This is a genomic window from Noviherbaspirillum phoenicis, from assembly GCF_047237965.1.
Classification (GTDB): domain Bacteria; phylum Pseudomonadota; class Gammaproteobacteria; order Burkholderiales; family Burkholderiaceae_D; genus Noviherbaspirillum_A.
The window spans coordinates 3098866-3118697 of sequence record NZ_JBDFLX010000001.1 but is presented as its reverse complement, the minus strand read 5'-3'; the positions used below and the strand labels follow the sequence as shown (position 1 = coordinate 3118697).

Annotated in this window: 17 protein-coding genes; 12 read left to right on the top strand and 5 right to left on the bottom strand. The window is 63.1% G+C overall.

Going from position 1 to position 19832, the window contains the following annotated elements; all coding sequences use genetic code 11:
- Window positions 1–50 precede the first annotated feature (50 nt).
- The 3 genes from ABC383_RS14020 to ABC383_RS14010 form a co-directional block, all read right to left on the bottom strand.
- Entirely contained in the window at window positions 51–1595 is a 1545-nt protein-coding gene (locus tag ABC383_RS14020) for a hypothetical protein (RefSeq protein ID WP_413014774.1), read from the bottom strand.
- Between the two features lie 9 nt (window positions 1596–1604).
- Complete coding sequence (locus ABC383_RS14015) at window positions 1605–1895, bottom strand: hypothetical protein (protein ID WP_413014773.1); 291 nt, start codon at window positions 1893–1895, stop codon at window positions 1605–1607.
- Between the two features lie 1110 nt (window positions 1896–3005).
- Window positions 3006–3128, bottom strand: a complete 123-nt coding sequence (locus ABC383_RS14010; RefSeq protein WP_413014772.1) for a hypothetical protein — start codon at window positions 3126–3128, stop codon at window positions 3006–3008.
- 295 nt (window positions 3129–3423) lie between these two features.
- Here ABC383_RS14010 and ABC383_RS14005 point away from each other — a divergent pair, with 295 nt between their 5' ends.
- Genes ABC383_RS14005 through ABC383_RS13995 form a run of 3 tightly spaced genes read left to right on the top strand, consistent with a single transcriptional unit; the run spans window position 3424 to window position 5424 of the window.
- Window positions 3424–3861 (top strand): CoA-binding protein, encoded by a 438-nt coding sequence (locus ABC383_RS14005; protein ID WP_413014771.1) that lies wholly within the window; start codon window positions 3424–3426, stop codon window positions 3859–3861.
- Window positions 3861–4667, top strand: a complete 807-nt coding sequence (locus ABC383_RS14000; RefSeq protein WP_413016364.1) for a PPK2 family polyphosphate kinase — start codon at window positions 3861–3863, stop codon at window positions 4665–4667. The genes ABC383_RS14005 and ABC383_RS14000 overlap by 1 nt, the downstream gene beginning before the upstream one ends.
- A 10-nt stretch (window positions 4668–4677) precedes the next feature.
- A complete protein-coding gene (locus ABC383_RS13995) occupies window positions 4678–5424 on the top strand; it encodes an SGNH/GDSL hydrolase family protein (RefSeq protein WP_413014770.1) in 747 nt (248 codons plus the stop codon).
- Between the two features lie 10 nt (window positions 5425–5434).
- Here ABC383_RS13995 and ABC383_RS13990 read toward each other — a convergent pair whose 3' ends face one another.
- Window positions 5435–6985 carry a glycerol-3-phosphate dehydrogenase gene (locus ABC383_RS13990; protein WP_413014769.1) on the bottom strand — a complete coding sequence of 517 codons (1551 nt, stop codon included), beginning with the start codon at window positions 6983–6985 and terminating at the stop codon, window positions 5435–5437.
- Window positions 6986–7232: 247 nt separating this feature from the next.
- On the opposite strand from ABC383_RS13990, the gene hemE reads away from it, so the two are divergent.
- The 3 genes from hemE (at window position 7233) to ABC383_RS13975 (ending at window position 11133) form a co-directional block, all read left to right on the top strand.
- Entirely contained in the window at window positions 7233–8321 is a 1089-nt protein-coding gene (hemE, locus tag ABC383_RS13985) for a uroporphyrinogen decarboxylase (protein ID WP_413014768.1), read from the top strand.
- Window positions 8322–8718: 397 nt separating this feature from the next.
- Entirely contained in the window at window positions 8719–8925 is a 207-nt protein-coding gene (locus ABC383_RS13980) for a hypothetical protein (RefSeq protein WP_413014767.1), read from the top strand.
- A gap of 180 nt (window positions 8926–9105) precedes the next feature.
- Window positions 9106–11133, top strand: a complete 2028-nt coding sequence (locus ABC383_RS13975) for a primosomal protein N' (RefSeq protein ID WP_413014766.1) — start codon at window positions 9106–9108, stop codon at window positions 11131–11133.
- Between the two features lie 64 nt (window positions 11134–11197).
- Here the strand turns inward: ABC383_RS13975 and ABC383_RS13970 are convergent, their stop codons facing one another.
- Window positions 11198–11821: a hypothetical protein gene (locus tag ABC383_RS13970; RefSeq protein ID WP_413014765.1), complete on the bottom strand. Its 624-nt coding sequence runs from the start codon at window positions 11819–11821 to the stop codon at window positions 11198–11200.
- A 178-nt stretch (window positions 11822–11999) separates the two neighbouring features.
- Between ABC383_RS13970 and ABC383_RS13965 the strand changes: the two genes are divergently transcribed.
- From ABC383_RS13965 to ABC383_RS13940, 6 genes are all read left to right on the top strand, one after another.
- Complete coding sequence (locus tag ABC383_RS13965) at window positions 12000–13565, top strand: ABC transporter substrate-binding protein (protein ID WP_413014764.1); 1566 nt, start codon at window positions 12000–12002, stop codon at window positions 13563–13565.
- 3 nt (window positions 13566–13568) lie between these two features.
- On the top strand, window positions 13569–14543 hold the full coding sequence (locus tag ABC383_RS13960; RefSeq protein WP_413014763.1) for an ABC transporter permease: 975 nt from the start codon (window positions 13569–13571) through the stop codon (window positions 14541–14543).
- Window positions 14540–15442, top strand: a complete 903-nt coding sequence (locus ABC383_RS13955; protein ID WP_413014762.1) for an ABC transporter permease — start codon at window positions 14540–14542, stop codon at window positions 15440–15442. Before ABC383_RS13960 ends, ABC383_RS13955 begins: the two co-directional genes overlap by 4 nt.
- A gap of 2 nt (window positions 15443–15444) precedes the next feature.
- Window positions 15445–16422 (top strand): ABC transporter ATP-binding protein, encoded by a 978-nt coding sequence (locus ABC383_RS13950; RefSeq protein ID WP_413014761.1) that lies wholly within the window; start codon window positions 15445–15447, stop codon window positions 16420–16422.
- An 8-nt stretch (window positions 16423–16430) separates the two neighbouring features.
- Window positions 16431–17357, top strand: a complete 927-nt coding sequence (locus ABC383_RS13945; protein WP_413016362.1) for an ATP-binding cassette domain-containing protein — start codon at window positions 16431–16433, stop codon at window positions 17355–17357.
- Window positions 17358–17502: 145 nt separating this feature from the next.
- Window positions 17503–19773, top strand: coding sequence for a DbpA RNA binding domain-containing protein (locus ABC383_RS13940; RefSeq protein WP_413014760.1), 2271 nt, complete (start codon window positions 17503–17505; stop codon window positions 19771–19773).
- Window positions 19774–19832: the final 59 nt, after the last annotated feature.

Genomic DNA, 19832 nt, shown 5'->3' with positions numbered 1-19832 from the left:
AGAGGTTCTAGTCGAGCCAGCCTTTTATTGTCACTCGGCGTCGCCTTCTTTCAAAGTTCTTGCCCACGCATATCGAAATCGCAAAAAGTGATGGACTCGTTTTTTTCAACAGCGGAAAACCAAAGGATTTCCTTGTTTCTGGAGTAATAGAAAGAGTAACTGTTGTTTTCATCCGAACCATCAAAATGAAATCCTGGTTCGTCATTTTTGAAGACTTCTCCTTGCGGAAGCCTGGGGTCAATTCCGAGTAGCATCACTACTTCGGTTTCCATGTTGAGGTTCCATTTCCTGTCACCAAGGCGAACGGTCGATCCGTCGACTGAAAATTCGATGGGCTTGTCATTTTTTATTGTTCTGTTGTAGGTACAGGAATTGACCGGAAGCATTCGATACAGCCCTTGAACTGGCGCCATCATAGTCTTGCTTATGTTGACGGCCTTTTCCAGTTTTGTCGGCGGCGTATCGTCGTCGACGCTGCAAAACCAGGGAGGGGTAGGTCCGACAGACACAGGGTTTTTAAATACACCATTCATATCCCAAATGCCTGCGCCAAACGGCGGATTTAATGGTCCGTTATACAAGAAGCTGGTGCCCGCACTTGTTCCCCGAGGGCTGTAAGACAGGCTCAATATCGCTTCCATTTTGGTGAGGTCGACCGAAGTCTTGTCTTGAAACACCATGCCTGTTCCAGTTATCCGGGTTTCCTTGATAGTTTTCGTGAGTTCAATTCCACAGGTCGACAGATAAGTGCCTGTGACCATGGACAAAATCGATGCGTTAAACGTTTCGCAGCTATGTGCTGGGCGGGCTGCCGCATCAATTTGACTTCTTATGCCCGCGAGAAGCGCTGTCTTGATGTCAAAGTCATCCGACATGTAAGTGGCATTGAACAGGTGCGCCTGGATCGGACCAAGGTCGTCAGCCACTGTCTTGTCACTATGATGCAGCTTCCAGTTTGGCGGAAGCGATCGCGGCACTTTCTGGATAAAGTCACGGTGATTAGTCAGGTAGGGACCTGAACCACCGCCGATGTTATCAGCCGGAACCGCTACTCCAAAAATCGCAAAACTGCTCATTTTCCCGTCGCGTAACTGCTGGGCTAATAGCTGTTTTGCTCCGTTGACGTAAAAATTGCCTTGTGAGTGCGAAACAACGATGACTTTTTTGCCGTGCAGGATGTCATTCAAATAAAAATTGGCATGGCTTGCGGTTTCTTTTGCTACGTCCATGCTTCGGTTAAATAAGTATTTATCAAACCAATTCAAAAACCACTCAGGCGCCAGATTTTTACCATTTAACCAGCGAAGAATATTTTTGTTATTTTGAAAGCCCGATTGTGCTGTTGCTTGGGCTAGATCAATTGCCATTCCACTAGTTTCATTATATGCAATAGCATAATCCAGAGCATGACCGTTGTAGTCTGTTCCCAATGCGGCTTCTAATGCCGCCCTTGATGCTTTTGCCGACCTAACGTCTGTTTTTATTCCGTTGCTAAAATATATCGTCGCAGATAACGACGGTCTAACACAGCTTACTTCAGCGAACGATAGCTGTGTTAGACCCCAGAGAATGATAGTACATATGGCATTTCTCATTTTTTCTCCCTAGTCGCAGACTGGCTCTTTTGCATCTCTAAAGACTGCACCACTCACCAGTTCCTGAGCTCTCCAATAAGCCTCGAACCGATCTGTGGTATTCGCAGTTAATGCCTTTATTTCTATTGACATGTCTTCTGCAAATTTCAAATCCTTCTCGGTGGCGTGCGGTAGGGTTTTGAAAGTACAGTCAGCGGCTCTTGAAACAGTATTTGCTGCTGCAAGTGCTTGTTCTGGCGTTGCGGCATCCACTTTTTTCTGGAAGGCACGCGCTTCCTGCTCCGCCGTTTTCTTCATCATCGAAGTCGCCGAATAGTGCCTCGCAATGAACCTGTCTACGTCATCCCTGATTCCGTTTGCATCGCCATCGATTTCTTTCAATCCCGGTGTGAGATCTTCGTTATCAACCTGAGGCGCGTCATCAACAGCGGTGGCAGGCGAGTTGCCTTTTGCAGCAGGAGCAATACCGCTCCCGCCTTCGCCGGAGCAAGCAGTGACTAACAGAAAAAGGGACGCTAAAAGAAAAAGTCGGTTTTTTTCACCGAATGACTTTCAATATCCAAAGAAATAAGGATGTGATGAGGAATTGATGTCGGGTTCGGTTACTTGGACTGGTCTTGATTGTGCGATCAGACAAGGAATAGAAACGTCACGCCGGAGTACCGTTGCCGAAGAACGGACATGTTTTGAAGGAGTTGATCGAAAAATAATCGTATTGCACGAATCGCTTTTGGGAAGCTGGCAATGTGTACAGAGAATAAAGCGCGATTTAGGAAAGAATTTTCCCGTCAGTCAGAAAGCGTTGCTTTTCCTGCTTCCCAAAGTAAGTTCTTACTTGCTTTTTATTGCCGGAATCGTGTGACGATAAAACAAGAGGCAAAGCGAATGGGGCCGGGATTTAGATTTTCTAATGGTGCCAGACGACGTACTTATTGAATTCGCACGCGAATAGAGATTCAATAAGCCTATGGGCTTATTGATTTAGGCTCATGCCAATAAGCTCAATAATTCTCGTGACTGGCCCGTGGAATGAGAGGTATTGATGTCCAAGGAGACATGACATAAACACAGTCTGTTGTTGAGAATTATTTAATTCTTTGTTTTCGAAAATAATTTCACACAGACATGTTAATGAAAAATAATCTAATGCAAGCCACTTCTGGTTCGGATGTCACTGGTTAATTTTTCAGCAGTGACTCGATCAGCCAGACTTCTTTGTTTGCTGCTCGCTTGCCGCATTATTGTTGACGAGGTTCTGTTTCCTTGATGGATTGTTCAACTTGCGAAATGAGCTTTGTATATGGCAGTGTCGTTAGCGCGCTTTACTGTGCATCTGAAGGAAGGCGGCGTATCCAGCATTTGTACACCGGATTCGCCGCTTTGCAACGTTAAAGCTGACTAAAGAGGCTGTCAGGCATTGGTCTGCAGGGTTGAGCTCTGCATCATGGTGCTGGGGTGTGAATACGCGGACCAGTCGGTGCAAGCCGATAGCGAAAACGCGATGGCAATCAATAATGCGAGACGTGCTTTCATTTGATTCCTTTCATTAAGGGAGAAGGGACTTTCAGATTGACGCGACACCTGATTGCTGGCGTGCCGGGTAGTCCACACGATGTGAAACCCCGAAAACGATGTGGCCAGTAATCGGGGCTGCATGAGTACCTATCTTTTCATGCCGGTTCCTTGTAGGGCGGCTCCCGCCTCTTCCCATTTTGTCCGCACCCACCTGCGCTCAGGTCCACATGCAGCGCACCGGACTTCACGCAAGTCCGCATGCAGCGACCCGCTTACAATAAACGCAACAAATCCCCCTTTCCGAGGTTGTCCGATGTCCAAAGCCTTCGAGTCCATTCCGCAACTGCTGTCCACCGCGCGAACGATTGCCGTGGTCGGCCTGTCCATCAAGCCGGAACGCGCCAGCCATGAGGTGGCGCATTACCTGCAGCAGCATGGCCACCGCATCATCCCGGTCAATCCGACCTATGCCGGGCAGTCCATCCTCGGCGAGCACTGCTATGCGACGCTGACGCAGGCAACCCGGGAGCATGGCGTGATCGACGTGGTGCAGTGCTTTCGCAAGTCCGAGGAGATCGTGCCGGTTGCCGAGGAAGCGGTGGCCATCGGCGCGCGCTGCCTGTGGATGCAGCTTGGCGTGGTCAACGAGGAGGCGGCGCAGCTGGCGCGCAAGGCCGGCATGATGGTGGTGATGGACCGCTGCATGAAGATCGAGCACATGGCTCTGACATCCGGCGCGGCGGGCCGGTGATGAAGACGCAACAGCAGTTCCGCCTGCCCAAAAAGTTCAAGGTGCGCGACGAGGACGCGGCGGCCAAGCCCCTGTCTTCCGGCGACAAGGCGGTGGACAAGGGCGCGGTGGAGATCCTGGCGCGGGAAATCGCCGAGATGCAGGACATCTTCTATGCCGAGCATGGCCGCAAGCTGATGGTGATCCTGCAGGGCATGGATACGGCCGGCAAGGATGGCACGATACGCGGCGTATTCGACGCCACCGATCCGCTGGGCATACGCACCATCGCCTTCAAGGCGCCCAGCGTGGTGGAAAAGGAGCACGACTTCCTGTGGCGCATCCATCGCGAAGCGCCAGGGCAGGGGGAAATCGTGATCTTCAACCGCAGCCATTACGAGGATGTGCTGGTGCCGCGGGTGCATGGCTGGATCGATGAAAAGACCTGCAGGCAGCGTTATGCGCATATCCGCGACTTCGAGCGCATGCTGGCCGAAACCGGCACCGTGATCGTCAAGTTCTTCCTGCATATTTCGAAGGATGAGCAGAAGGCCAGGCTGCAGGCGCGGCTGGACGATCCGCAGAAGCACTGGAAATTCGATCCGCAAGACCTGGAGGAGCGCAAGTTCTGGTCCGATTACCAGGCCGCCTATACTGAACTGCTGGCCGAGACCGACGCCGACCATGCGCCCTGGTATGTGATTCCTTCCGATTCCAAGACCCATCGCAACCTGGCGGTAGCGGCGATTTTTAAGGAAACGCTGGAAGGGATGAAGCTGGCCTATCCCGAGCCGCATGCCGATTACAGCAAGCTCAAGGTGGAATAAAGGACCGGGCATGCGACGCTGGCTGCCGGAACTGGTGGCGCTACCCCTGCTGCCGCTGCTGGCCGCACAGGGCCGTGGCGTGCGCCGGCGTACGCCACGGTTGCCGCCCGCGGCCGGTGCGGATAACGGCCTGTGCGGCGACACGCTTGCCGGCGCGCCGGTGCGCCTGCTGGCGGTTGGCGAATCGCCGGTGGCCGGCGTCGGCGTCGATCACCACGAGCAGGCAATCACCGCGGCGCTGGCGCGCGAACTGGCGGGTAAACTGCATAGGCCGGTGCAATGGCGCGCCTGCGGCCTGAATGGCGTGACGGTGGGCCAGGCGCGGCAGGCATTGCTGCCGCTGGTGCCGGCGCAGCGGGTCGATGTGCTGCTGGTGGCGTTCGGCGTCAATGACAGCACCGCGTTTCGCTCTAGCGCCCGCTGGCTGAGCGACCTGTCGCTGCTGTTGGCCAGCCTGCGCGAGAAATGCGATCCGGCCATCGTGTTGCTGGCCGGCGTGCCGCCGCTGGCACGGTTTCCGGCCCTGCCGCAGCCATTGCGCTGGGTATTGGGCCTGAAGGCGGCGCAACTCGACAGGGTGGCCGCCGGCATGGCTGGCGTGCGCCATGTACCGATGCAAAGCCAGGCCGACCTGGCCGGCATGATGGCGATCGACAACTATCACCCCTCGACCCTGGGCTGCGCCGCATGGGCGCGCGACCTGGCGCAGGCGGTCGTGCTGGACCTGTCGCTACTGCAAAGGCGGGCGGGCGCTTAAGCCCGCAGCTTCAGGCGTGCCTTACCGCCTGCCTGGCCTGTTCTGCCTGCGCCGCCGGCATGGCGGCCAGCCAGCGCTCCAGTGTCGCCGCCGCCCCGTTCGGCGGCAGATAGCCCAGCCGTGAACGGCGCCGCAGGATGTCATCGGCGGTCTGCGCCCACTCGTGCCGGATCAGGTAATGCAGTTCGGCCTCGAACAGTCCCGGCAATACTTCACGGCCCAGGTCATGCATGCCGGCGCAACCGGCCAGCAGCCGGTCGATCCGGCTGCCGTAGCGGTGGACATAGCGCTCGACCAGTTCCGGCGGCGCCCAGGCAAAGGCCTGCTTCTTCATGCGCAAATAGTCGCCAAAGCCGAGGACGCCTTGCGCGGTGGGCGCAATGCCGAAGAGATCGCCACCCGGCAGGCAGGCCTGCGCGGTCCAGGCGCCGCCGCCCTGGCCCAGCAGCGGCGCCAGCTGGTCCACCGCTTCCTCCGCCACGCGCCGGAAACTCTCGGCGTCGCCGCCGAGCACCGATAGCAGCGGCGGCCCGTCCCGGTCCAGCCGCAGCGCATACGGGTGCGGCAGCTCGTGCGCGCTGCCGTCGCCGCCGTCCACGGCCAGGCGCAGGCCAGCGCTCGCCTGCACCACGTCAGCGACGCTGGTGCGGGCGGTGAAGTGGCGGTTGAGCAGGCTGCACAGGCGATCGACGTCAGCATCGCCGACCTGCGGCGCACCCGGTTCGCCGCCGTGCGGCAAGCCGTCCCCAATGACCAGTGTGGCATCGTCCTCGCATGGCATCACCAGCACGCTGCGGCCGTCGGCATCCCGCAGCAGGTAGCTGCACGGATGCCCCAGCTTCTTGCGCACCATCAGGCGGATGCATTTGACCAGCGGAAGCGGCAGGTCGATGTTGCTGGCCGAGCGCAGGAAACGGGTTGCCCACTGCCCGGTGGCGTTGACCATGGCGCGCGCACGGACCAAAGTGCCGGCGCCGCTGGGGCCGCGCAGCGTCGCCTGCCAGCCTTCGCCGCTGCGCTGCGCGGCGTCGCAGATGGTGCGGGTCAGGATCGTGGCGCCGGCCTCGGCAGCGTCCATCGCATTGAGCACCGCCAGGCGCGGGCCATCGACCCTGCAGCCGGATACCAGTTCTCCCTGGCTGAACTCGGGCTTGAGCGGCAGGCCAGCCACGTGATGCAGCAGGTCCAGATGACGCGAAGCCGGCAGCAGTTGGCGCGGCGCCAGCCGGTCGGCCAGCATGCGGCTGGCGCGTTCCCGCCATGGCGGCGGGGCGGCGTCACGCGGCACGGCAAGCCGCAGCGGCGTGACGGCATGCGGCGCGATGCGCATCAGGTTTTCCCGTTCGGCCAACGCCTTTCTGAGTGTGGACAATGCCTGCCTTTTCAGCGAAGGCACGGCCGGGTGCAGCGGGCCGCAAGCGGAAGCGACCGCGTGGGCGCCGAGATCGTCGCGTTCGCACAGCACCACCGACATGCCGCGCCCGGCAGCGTCGCGGGCAATTGCGGTGCCGTTCAGGCCGCCGCCGACCACCAGCAGGTCGCAATCTATCGTTGAGTTCATCAATAAGCATCCTTTGCCTGCCCGAAGTGAACAAGCTTTGGGCAAGGCTACTTTCTGTCCTGCAAGTCAAAGTAGCGCAGGGCAGTAAAAGATGTTTCAACTCGTATCAAAAAGACATCACCTTTGATGCAAACGAAGTCAAATCAGGACCTGGCGCCATCGTGGCGCGCATGGGGGACGCATGGCGCGGCCGCGGGCTGTATCTTTGGGCGATAATACCGGCTTCCCGAAATAGCCCCCCACGCCGATGTCCACTACCTTCGCCGCACTCAAGAACGACACTTTCCTGCGCGCGCTGCTGCGCCAGCCAACCGACTACACCCCGTTGTGGCTGATGCGTCAGGCCGGGCGTTACCTGCCGGAGTACCGCGCCACCCGCGCCCGCGCCGGCTCCTTTCTTGGCCTGGCGAAGAATCCGGCCTATGCGACGGAAGTCACGCTGCAGCCCCTGGACCGTTACCCGCTGGATGCCGCCATCCTGTTTTCCGACATCCTGACCGTGCCGGACGCGATGGGCCTGGGTCTGTATTTCGCCGATGGCGAGGGTCCGAAGTTCGAACGGCCGTTACGGGACGAAGCGGCGGTGCAGGCGCTGCGCGCACCCGACCTGAACGAGTTGCGCTATGTGTTCGACGCCGTTACCCAGATCCGCACCGAATTGCAGGGCAGAGTGCCGCTGATCGGCTTTTCGGGCAGCCCATGGACCCTGGCCTGCTATATGGTCGAAGGCGGCGGTTCGGACGACTTCCGGCGCGTCAAGACCATGCTGTACGACCGCCCGGACCTGATGCACCACATCCTGCGCACCAATGCCGCTGCCGTGGCTGCCTATCTGAATGCGCAGATCGACGCCGGCGCCCAGGCCGTGATGATTTTCGACACCTGGGGCGGCGCACTGGCCGATGGCGTCTACCAGGAATTTTCCCTGGCCTATATGCGCGAGGTGGTCAGCCAGCTGCAGACCGAGAAGGATGGCGTGCGCATTCCGAGCATCGTGTTCACCAAGGGCGGTGGCTTGTGGCTGGAGCAGATTGCCGACATCGGCACGGACGCGGTTGGCCTGGACTGGACCGTGAACCTGGGATCGGCGCGGGCAAGGGTGGGGCACAAGGTGGCGCTGCAGGGCAATCTCGATCCGTCGGTGCTGTTCGCCAAGCCGGAGCAGATCGAGGCCGAAGTGGCCAAGCTGCTGGCTTCCTATGGCGCCCCGGCAGATGGCCATGGACATGTATTCAATCTGGGACATGGAATATCCCAGTTCACGCCGCCAGAAGCAGTCACTGCAATGGTTGATGCAGTGCACCGTATCAGCCGCGCACAGCGGGCGCAGAAATAAAACAGCGCTGCTGCACGGGCAAGAATTGTTAAAAACATTTTTTTGCCTGTGCTTATGCGACTTATGCACAAAATCATCCACCATTCATTTTCCGCCGTTGCCCCTGGATTTGAATGGACAAGCGCCGACATGAATTGGCAAGCGATTGATTTAAAAGAGATTTTTAAAATAATGGCTGTTTTTATCCACAGGATTGACTAAAGCCGTTATGGCTGCTTCTGCAAGTTGCGCACATTTGTGCACAAAGTTATCCACAGCCTGCCCACTGCCTGAATCTCCTTTGTAAACCGGGGCTTATGCGTGTTTGTTAATACCGAGTTTCGTTGAGACCAGGAAACATGACAAAATCTCCGTCGTCTGCGTTTCTTGTGCCAAGGGCAATTCCTTTTCATCATGCATGATCTTTCTGTTCACCGATTTAACAGTGGAAATTTCATTGCCGGCATCCGCAGCGGCCAAATGCGGAAAAGCTGCGCCGGCGCAAGAGAATTGCTTGATCAGCGCACAAAAAATAACGATGGGAAAGCCCAGTTATTCACAAAAACCGTATCGTGCGCCGCAAAAAGAAAATATTTTTTGTCGCGTTTACGCAAATCCTAAGTGATTGATTTTGCTAGGGTCTTTTTTTGGTTCAGTTCGGTGCGGCGCCCGGAAAGCCGCATGGGATCTAGCTTTTGGCGTGTCAAGAGGGTTTTGTTCACAAAGTTATCCACAGGCGCGGTGCATCGTTGAAAAACTGCTTAGTAAACCGTGAGTTAGCTCATTTTTTCAGGATTGGTCTCAAGTGGCTCGTTTCAGGATACTCAAAGTAGCGCTCGATACCCCTCTTGACTTCCTCTTCGACTATGGCTGGACAGTGGAAGAGGCGATGCCGGAGCCCCTGCCAGGCCAGTTCGCGCTCGTGCCTTTCGGCCGCCGCGAGGTGATGGGGCTGATCGTCGATATTGCCGACAGCACCGAACTGCCGCCGGAAAAGCTGAAGTCGGCCCTGGCCGTGCGCAGCCAGCTTGCGCCGCTGTCGGCGCAGTGGATGGATCTGTGCCGCTTTGCGGCGGCGTATTACCAGCGTCCACTGGGGGAAGTGGCGGTGCCTGGCGTGCCCAAGAACCTGCGCGCGGAAAACCCGGTCTCGCTGGACCGGGCGCTGAAGAAACTTGCGCAGCACACCCCGGTGGCCGATGCGACGCCGGCTGGCGTGCCGACCCTGAATGCGTCCCAGCGCGAGGCGGCCGACAGCATTGCACAAGCCAGCGGTTTTGCGCCCGCACTGCTGTATGGCGTCACCGGCAGCGGCAAGACCGAGGTGTACCTGCAGGCCACGGCGCGTATCCTGGCCCGGGAGCCGGATGCGCAGGTGCTGATCATGATTCCCGAGATCAATCTGACGCCCCAGCTCGAATCCAATATCCGGGCGCGTTTTCCGGGCCTGGTGGTGGCGACGCTGCACAGCGGCCTGGCGGAGGGCGAGCGCATGCTCAACTGGCTGACGGCGCATCTGGGCCGGGCCAGCATCGTGCTCGGCACGCGGCTGGCGGTGCTGGCGTCGCTGCCGCGTCTGAAGCTCATCATCATCGACGAGGAGCACGATCCTTCCTACAAGCAGCAGGAAGGCCTGCGCTATTCGGCGCGAGACCTGGCGGTGTGGCGCGCCCGCCAGCTCGGCATCCCGGTGGTGCTGGGCTCGGCCACGCCGTCGCTGGAGAGCTGGCACCATGCCCAGTCCGGCCGCTATCGCCGGCTGGAACTGCGCGAGCGGGCGGTGCAGGACGCGGTGCTGCCGGCGATACGGTTAATCGACATGGAGCGCGACAAGCCGGCCGAGGGGCTGACCTCCACGCTGGTGTCGGCAGTGAAGCGGCGCCTGGAACGCGGCGAGCAGTCGCTGCTGTTCCTGAACCGGCGCGGCTATGCGCCGGTGCTCAATTGCGATGCCTGCGGCTGGGTCAGCAATTGCATCCGCTGCACCGCCTTCATGGTGCTGCACCGGCCGGAGCACCGGCTGCGCTGCCACCACTGCAGCCTGGAGCTGCGCATACCGCGTTCCTGCCCGACCTGCGGCAATGTCGACCTGCAGCCGCTGGGGCGTGGCACCCAGCGCGTGGAGGAAAACCTGCAGATAGTGTTCCCGACGGCCCGCATTCTGCGCATCGACGCCGACTCCACCCGCAGGAAAGGCAGCGCCCAGGCCGCATTCGACAGCGTGCATAACGGCGAGGTGGATATCCTGGTCGGCACCCAGATGGTGGCCAAGGGCCATGATTTCAAAAACCTGACGCTGGTGGGCATCCTGAACCCGGACACGGCGCTGTTCTCGCATGACTACCGGGCCAGCGAGCGGCTGTTCGCGCAGTTGATGCAGGTGTCGGGACGCGCCGGCCGTGCCGCGCAGAAGGAGGGCGGCAGCGCCAGCGAGGTGCTGATCCAGACCCGTTATCCGCAGCACCCGCTGTATGCGGCGCTGATGGCGCATGACTATGACCGCTTCGCCGACGCGCTGCTGGAAGAACGACAGATGGCCGGCCTGCCGCCTTTCCTGTTCCAGGCGCTGCTGCGGGCCGAAGCGAGGGAACTGGAGATTGCGCTGAACTTCCTGCAGCAGGCGGCGACCTGCGTCGAGCATCCGGGCATCGTGATCAACGACCCGATCCCGATGACCATGACCCGGGTGGCCAATGTCGACCGTGCGCAGCTGCTGCTGGAATCGGCCTCGCGGCCGGCGCTGCAGGCGTTTCTGAAGGTATGGATGGAGGCCCTGAGGGAGATAAAGACGCGGGCCAGATGGTCGCTGGAAGTCGACCCCGTGGATATCTGAACGCAACGGCAAGGGAGGCGGCCAGTGCGGCCGTCCCTCGCTGCGCCTGCTGTCGTGCAGGCTTCTAGCGGTTGATGTCCGGACCCGTGCCCGGCGCCGGTCCGGCGCCTTCCGCATGCGGCCGGTCGGCCGTGCGGGTCTGCTGGTCGAAGAAGCGCGGCGGTGCCACCGGGTCGAAATCCTGCCAGTCGCCGGCAACGATATTGCCCTCGCCGATTTCCAGGTCGGCCGCGCCCAGCGCGCGCAGGGCGTCCGCCGCCCGGTCCTGGGCGCCCGCGGCTTCCACCGCCACCAGCATGCCTGCCTGGCGCACCGGGATGCGGTTTTCGTCGGCGTCGTTGCCGTCGTCCTTGGTGGCGCCCATCGCGCCGACCAGCTGGCCCACGTGACCGCCGACAAAGGCGCCGGTGATGGCGCCGATCGGTCCGGTCAGGGGCGCGGTGACCGCGCCCACCGCGGCGCCGATCGCGCCGCCGGCGGCGATGCCGGCCGCGTTGCCGCGGCCGGTGCCTTCGGCGCCGGGCGACTGGTCGCGGTCGCCGCCGATCGGCGTCTGGTCATGCTGGCCGGCCGGGCTGACATAAAACACGCTGATGCGGTCGGCCGGAAAGCCGGCGCGCGCCAGTTCAGCGGCGGCGCGCTGCGCATCGTCCTGCAATTCGAACCTGCCTGCGATAATCGTTGTCATAATGCCTCTCCTTAGGCTGGGTGCTGAGTGATGAGTGATGTCGCTCAGTCAAGTCAGAGCCAGGCAGCAGGCAATAAGTTCTGCCCCAAAGTATGCGCAAACCCGAATCCGGTGCGCCGTATATCATTGCCAACCCATGAGCAACCTCGGCGCCCTGCGCCGTCATTCCAGAGAAACCATGCAGAAAACAGCACGGAAACTGCGCATCGCCCTGCTTGCGGCCAGCCTGATGGCAGCCAGCGCCCTTGCCGCCGACCTGAAGATCGGCCTGGCGGCCGACGTCTCCTCGCTCGACCCGCATTACCTGAACATCGCGCCCAACATCAGCCTGTCCAGCCACCTGTTCGACACGCTGGTGCTGGTCGACGCCAACGGCAAGCTGATCGCCGGCCTGGCCACGTCCTGGCGCGCGGTGGACGACACCACCTGGGAATTCAAGCTTCGTCGCGGCGTGAAATTCCATGACGGCAGCGAGATGACGGCCGACGATGTGCTGTTCTCGCTGGACCGGCCAGCCACGCTGACCGCCAGCCCCGGGCCATTTACCAGCTATACCCGCCAGATCGTGGCCAAGAAGGCGCTCGACCCCTACACCGTGCAGCTCAAGACCGCCACGCCCTACGGGCCGCTACCGCTGGACATGAGCTCGGTCTTCATCGTGTCGAAGAAGGCGGCGCAGAATGCCGGCACCGAAGACTTCAACAGCGGCCGCGCGCTGGTCGGCACCGGCCCGTTCAAGTTCGTCAGTTTCGCCCGCGGCGACCGGGTCGAACTGGCGCGCAACGACCAGTACTGGGGCACCAAGCCGGCCTGGGACAAGGTCACCTTCCGCATCATCAGCGCCAGCGCGCCGCGGCTGGCGGCGCTCTTGGCCGGCGACGTCGACCTGATCGAGACCGTGCCCACCGCCGACCTTGCCAAGCTGAAGACCAATCCAAAATTCACGCTGGAGCAGAAAACCTCGTGGCGCACCATCTTCTGGCACCTCGACCAGCAGCAGCATGCCTCGCCCTTCGTCACCGACCGCGCCGGCAAGCCGCTGGAGAAGAATCCGCTAGCAGACGTGCGGGTGCGCCAGGCGATCTCGAAGGCGATCGACCGCCGGGCGATGGCGGCGCGCACCATGGAAGGCCTGGCGGTGCCAGCCTCGAACATCGTCGCGCCCGGCATCTTCGGCTACAACGCCGCGCTGCCGGTGGAAACCTACGACCCGGAAGGCGCGAAGAAGCTGCTGGCCGAGGCCGGCTATCCGCAGGGCTTCGGCCTGACGCTGCACGGCCCCAACAACCGCTACATCAACGACGAGCGGGTGGTGCAGACCGTGGCCCAGTTCCTGACCCGCATCGGCATCCAGGCCAAGGTGCAGACGCTGCCGCTGTCGGTGTACTTCAGCAAGGCGCGCGCCGGCGAATTCAGCATGGCGCTCTTGGGCTGGGGCACGCTGGCCGGCGACTTCGGCCTGCGCACCCTCGTCGGCACCCGCAATCCCGACACCGGCTGGGGCACCTGGAACTGGGGCCATTACAGCAATCCCAAGGTGGATGAGCTGGTGCGCTCGGCGCTGTCCTCGGTCGACGAGAGCAAGCGCGAAGCCTTTGCGAAGGACGCGGCGGCGCTGGCGCTGGATGAGAAGGCGGTGATTCCGCTGCATCACCAGTACGCCAGCTGGGCCATGCGGCGCGGCCTGGTGTATCCGGGCCGGGTCGATGAATTCACCTTCGCGCACCAGGTCCGGCCGCTGTAATCCATGCTGATTTTCCTGATACGCCGCCTGCTGCAGAGCGTGCTGGTGCTGCTGGTGATGTCGCTCCTGGTATTCGCCGGCGTCTATGCCATCGGCAACCCGGTCGATATCCTGATCAGCCCCGACGCCAACCAGGCCGAACGCGCCCGCATCGTCGCCGCCTTCGGCCTCGACCAGCCGCTGTGGCGCCAGTACCTGCTGTTCCTGCAGAACGCCGCCGGCGGCAACCTGGGCCGCTCGTTTGCCTTTTCCACGCCGGCGCTGGCGCTGATCCTGGAACGCTTTCCAGCCACGATGGAGCTGGCGGTGTCGGCCATGCTGCTGTCGGTGGGGCTGGGCATACCGCTGGGCCTCCTGGCCGGCCTGAAGCCGCGCAGCCTGGCCGGCAAGACCATCATGACGGTCTCGGTGCTGGGCTTTTCCCTGCCAACCTTCTGGGTCGGGCTGATGCTGATCATGGTGTTCGCGGTGAAGCTGGGCTGGCTGCCGTCCAGCGGCCGCGGCGAGACGGTCGACGTGCTGGGCGTGCCGCTGAGCTTCCTGACCTGGGACGGCCTGCGGCACCTGCTGCTGCCGGCGCTGAACCTGTCGCTGTTCAACATCGCGCTGGTGATCCGCCTGACCCGCGCCGGCGCGCAGGAGGCGCTGCAGCAGGACTATGTGCGCTTCGCCCGCGCCAAGGGTCTGTCGAATGGCCGCATCATTGGCGTGCATGTGCTGAAGAACATCCTGATCCCGATCGTCACCGTGCTGGCCCTGCAGTTCGGCTCGCTGATCGCGTTCGCCATCGTCACGGAGACCGTGTTCGCCTGGCCCGGCATGGGCAAGCTGATCATCGATTCGATCCGCGTGCTGGACCGGCCGGTGATCGTGGCCTACCTGATGCTGATCGTGACGCTGTTCATCGTCATCAACCTGGTGGTGGACGTGCTGTACTCGCTGCTCGATCCGCGCGTGCGGCTGGGGGACGCCCGATGATGACCCGCATGGTGCGCCAGCCCGACACGCCGCTGGTGCGATTCGCCCGCGCCTATTTCGCCAGCCGCATCGCCGCCGCGGCCAGCGCGGTGCTGCTGCTGCTGATCCTGGCCGCGCTGTGCGCGCCGCTGCTGGCGCCGCAGAACCCCTACGACCTGATGGCGCTGGACATCATGGATTCGCGCCTGGCGCCCGGCACCCGCTCCGGCGATGGCCGCATGCATTACCTGATGGGCACCGACGAGCAGGGTCGCGACATGCTGTCGGCCATCCTGTACGGCCTGCGCATTTCGATTGCCGTGGGTTTCGCCAGCACCGCGGTGGCGCTGGTGATCGGCCTGGCGCTGGGCCTGCTGGCGGGTTACGCCGGCGGCCGCGTCGACAGCCTGATCATGCGGGTGGCCGACATCCAGCTGTCCTTTCCGCCCATCCTGATCGCGCTGGTGCTCCTGGCCGTGTCCGGGCCCGGCGTGGGCAAGATCATCGTCGCGCTGATCGCGGTGCAGTGGGCCTACTATGCCCGCACCGCGCGCAGCGCCGCGCTGGTCGAGCGCGGCAAGGAATACATGGAAGCCGCGGCCGGCCTCGGGCTGTCGCCGGCGCGCATCGTGCTGCGCCACCTGCTGCCCAACTGCCTGCCGCCGCTGATCGTGATCGCCGCGCTGCAGGTGGCTTCCGCGATTTCGCTGGAAGCCACGCTGTCCTTCCTCGGCCTGGGCCTGCCCGTCACCGAGCCGTCGCTGGGCCTTTTGATTTCCAACGGCTTCCAGTACCTGCTCTCGGGCACCTACTGGATCAGCTTCTATCCCGGCCTCGCGCTGCTCTTGACGGTGGCTGCCATCAACCTGGTGGCGGACCAGTTGCGCGACGTGCTCAATCCAAGGCTGCAGGGAGTATGACGATGGAAGAACCCGTGCTGGCAGTGGAACACCTGCGCACCGAATTCGCCACCGCGGCTGGCGTGGTCAGGGCGGTCGACGACGTGTCCTTCACGGTGGCGCGCGGCCAGATCATGGGGCTGGTCGGCGAATCCGGCTCCGGCAAGTCGATGACGGGCTATTCCATCATGGCCCTGGTCGATCCGCCCGGCCGCGTGATGGCAGACAGCATCCGTCTCAACGGCCGCGAACTGGCCGGGCTGCCGGCGCAGGACATGCGCAAACTGCGCGGCGAGCGCATCGCGATGATCTTCCAGGACCCGATGATGACCCTGAATCCGGTGCTGCGCATCGATACCCAGATGATGGAAGCGGTGCTGGCGCATCATCCGGTGGGCAAGCAGCGGGCGCGCGAGATGGCGCGCGACGGCCTGGCGCGGGTCGGCATCGCCGCGCCCGACGAGCGGCTCTTGGCCTATCCGCACCAGTTTTCCGGCGGCATGCGGCAGCGGGTGGCGATCGCCATCGCGCTCCTGAACAAGCCCGACCTGATCATCTGCGACGAGCCCACCACCGCGCTCGACGTCACCACCCAGAACCAGATCCTGTACGAGATGCAGACGTTGTGCCGCGAGTCCGGCAGCGCGCTGGTCTGGATTACCCACGACCTGGCGGTGGTGGCCGGCCTGGCCGACACCGTGGCCGTGATGTATGCCGGCCAGCTGGTGGAGCAGGGCACGGTACGGGAAGTGCTGGAGACGCCGCGCCATCCCTATACGCGGGCCCTGATTGCCTCGGCGCCGTCGCGCAATCCGCGCGGCCGGCCGCTGGCCCAGATCAATGGCATGGCGCCGTCGCCGCTGACGGCGCCGTCCGGCTGCCGCTTCCGCGACCGCTGTCCACGCGCCACCGACATCTGCGCCACGCCACCGCCCATGTATGAAGACGGCAGCCATGGCTGGCGCTGCTTTCATCCCGTGTTCGAGGAGCAGGGACGATGACGCCGCCCATGCATGCCGCGCCGCTGCTGGAGCTGCGCGAGGTCAGCAAGCGCTTCGAGCGCGCGCCCGACCTGGCCGAGCGCCTTGCCCGCCTGCTGGGCGCGCCGGCGCACGGCCATGTGACCCAGGCGGTGGACCAGGTCAGCCTGTCGGTGGCGCCGGGCGAGGTGCTGGGGCTGGTGGGCGAGTCCGGCTCCGGCAAGTCCACGCTGGGACGCATCGCCGCCGGCCTGCACGCGCCCTCCGCCGGCTCGCGCTGGTGGAAGGGCGCCGACATGGATGCGATGAACGCCGCCGACAAGCGGCGCGCCCGGCTGGCGATCCAGATGATTTTCCAGGATCCGTATGCCTCGCTCAATCCGCGCATGCGGGTAGTGGACATCATCGGCGAGGCACCGGTGGCGCACGGCCTGGTGGAACGCCAGCTGCAGCGCGAGCACGTGGGCGCCCTGATGCGCCAGGTCGGGCTGGATGCAACCCTGATGCAGCGCTTCCCGCACCAGTTCTCGGGCGGGCAGCGGGCCCGCATCGGCATTGCGCGGGCGCTGGCGGTGCAGCCGGACATGCTGATCTGCGACGAGGCGGTGGCGGCGCTGGACGTGTCGATCCAGGCCCAGGTGCTGAACCTGTTCATGCGGCTGCGCCAGGAACTGCGGCTGACATCGATCTTCATCAGCCACGACCTGACCGTGGTGCGCCACGTGGCCGACCGGGTTGCCATCATGCTGCGCGGGCGCATCGTCGAACTCGGGCCGACCGAGGCGGTGTACGGCGATCCGCGCCATCCCTACACCCAGGCGCTGCTGGCGGCGGCGCCCAAGATGGAAGTGGGCAAGATCACCTACGTGCCGGCGCTGGAGCCGGCGCGGTTTGACCAGGCCGACACTGTGTTGCGGGAAGTGGAACCGGGGCACTACTGCGCCGGTCTGCCCTGAATGGCGCCGGGCGGTCCGGCTTCCCCGGCGCTGCAATGGCCCGGCGGCGCGCTGCGCCGCCGATAAAACGCTTGCCCGCCGCCGCAACAGAGTAGACTACGCCCCTTGTTTTTTCACCGCGTCAAAGAAATCCGTGAGTTCCGCCATGTCCGACACCTCCTTCCCGCTGTTTGCCGATCTGAACCTGGGCGAACCCCTGCTGCGCGTACTCAACGAACTCGGCTATGAATCGCCGTCGCCGATCCAGGCCGCCACCATTCCGCTCTTGATGTCCAACCGCGACGTGCTGGGCCAGGCCCAGACCGGCACCGGCAAGACCGCCGCCTTCGCCCTGCCCATCCTCGGCCGCCTCGACGTGCGCCAGAGCGCGCCGCAGGCGCTGGTGCTGGCGCCGACGCGGGAACTGGCGATCCAGGTCGCCGAGGCCTTCCAGCGCTATGCGACCCATATTCCGGGTTTTCATGTGATGCCGATCTACGGCGGCCAGGCCTACGGCCCGCAGCTGTCGGCGCTGCGCCGCGGCGTGCATGTGGTGGTGGGAACGCCGGGCCGGGTCATCGATCACCTGGAAAAGGGTTCGCTGGACCTGTCGCAGCTGAAGACCCTGGTGCTGGACGAGGCCGACGAAATGCTGCGCATGGGCTTCATCGACGATGTCGAGACCATCCTGCAGAAAACGCCGCAGGCGCGCCAGACCGCGCTGTTCTCGGCCACCATGCCGTCGGCCATCCGGCGCATCGCCCAGACCTATCTGCGCGAGCCGGCCGAAGTCACCATCGCCGCCAAGACCGGCACCGCGGAAAACATCCGCCAGCGCTACTGGCTGGTCAGCGGCATGCAGAAGCTCGACGCGCTGACCCGCATCCTGGAAGCCGAGACCTTCGACGGCATGATCATCTTCGCCCGCACCAAGCTGGGCACCGAGGAACTGGCCGGCAAGCTGTCCGCCCGCGGCTTCTCGGCCGCCGCCATCAACGGCGACATCAACCAGCAGCAGCGCGAGCGCACCATCCAGATGCTGAAAGACGGCAAGATCGACATCCTGGTCGCCACCGACGTTGCCGCCCGCGGCCTGGACGTGGAGCGCATCAGCCATGTGGTCAACTATGACGTGCCGCACGACCCGGAAAGCTATACCCACCGCATCGGCCGCACCGGCCGCGCCGGGCGCAGCGGTGAAGCGATCCTGTTCATCACGCCGCGCGAGAAGGGCCTGCTGCGGGTGATCGAGCGCGCCACGCGCCAGCCGGTGTCGCCGCTGACGCTGCCGACGGTGGAAGCGGTCAACGATGTGCGCATCGCCCGCTTCAAGGACCAGATCGCCGAGGCGCTGGCCAGCGACGGCCTTGACATCTACCGCGACCTGATCGAGCAGTACGAGAGCGAGAAGAATGTGCCGGCGATCGAGATCGCGGCCGCACTGGCCAAGATGGCGCGCGGCGATGTGCCGCTGCTGCTGGAAAAGCCGCGGCGCGAGCCGGCGGCGGAGCGGCCCGAGCGCGCCGAGCGTTTCGAACGCGCCGAACGTCCCGAGCGGTTTGGCCGTGACGAGCGCGAGGCGCCGCCGCGCAGGGAGCGCAGCGAACGCGGCGAGCGGCCGGCCGAGGCCGGCATGGCGCGTTTCCGGATCGAGGTCGGGCATATGCACGGCGTCAAGCCCGGCAACATCGTCGGCGCGATCGCCAACGAGGCCGGCATGGATGCGAAGAACATCGGCCGCATCGATATCGAGGATGACCACAGCCTGCTCGACCTGCCCGACGCCCTGCCGGACGACGTGATCAACAAGCTGAAGGGCGTGCGCATTTCCGGCCGCCAGTTGCACATCAGCCGCGTCGGCGAGCAGGTGGAAAAGACCTTCGCCCCGGCGCCCGCGCCGCGCCCGGCCGGCCGCGAGGCTGCGCCGGCGCCGCGCGCCGAGCGTGCACCGGTTGATCGTGTCCCAGCCGAGCGTGCCCCGCGTGAACCGGCGGAAGAACGCGCACCGCGCGAGCGGCCAGCGCGCGATGCAGGCGCCGAGCGGATGACCGAGCGCGCGCCGAAAAAGGAACGCAAGGGCGACATCGGCATGGAGCGCTACCGCATCGAAGTCGGCAGCAGCCATGGCGTCAAGCCCGCCAACATCGTCGGCGCCATCGCCAATGAAGCCGGGCTGGAGGCGAAGTACATCGGCCACATCGACATCTTCGACGACCACAGCGTGGTGGACCTGCCCGAAGGCATGCCCAAGGAACTGCTGCATCATCTCAAGACCGTCTGGGTGGCTGGCCAGCAGCTGCGCATCTCCCATGCCGACGGTCCGCCGGCAGCGCCCAAGGCGCCCGGCAAGCGTCCGCCGCTGACCGTGCCCAAGCGCGGCGCGGAACGCCGCGTGGACGAGAAGAAGACCCACCGCAAGGGCGGCAAGCCGAAGTAATTCTTACCGCCCGGCGCGTCCGCGCCGGGCAACCTGCCTCATGCCCATCCCGGTCCACA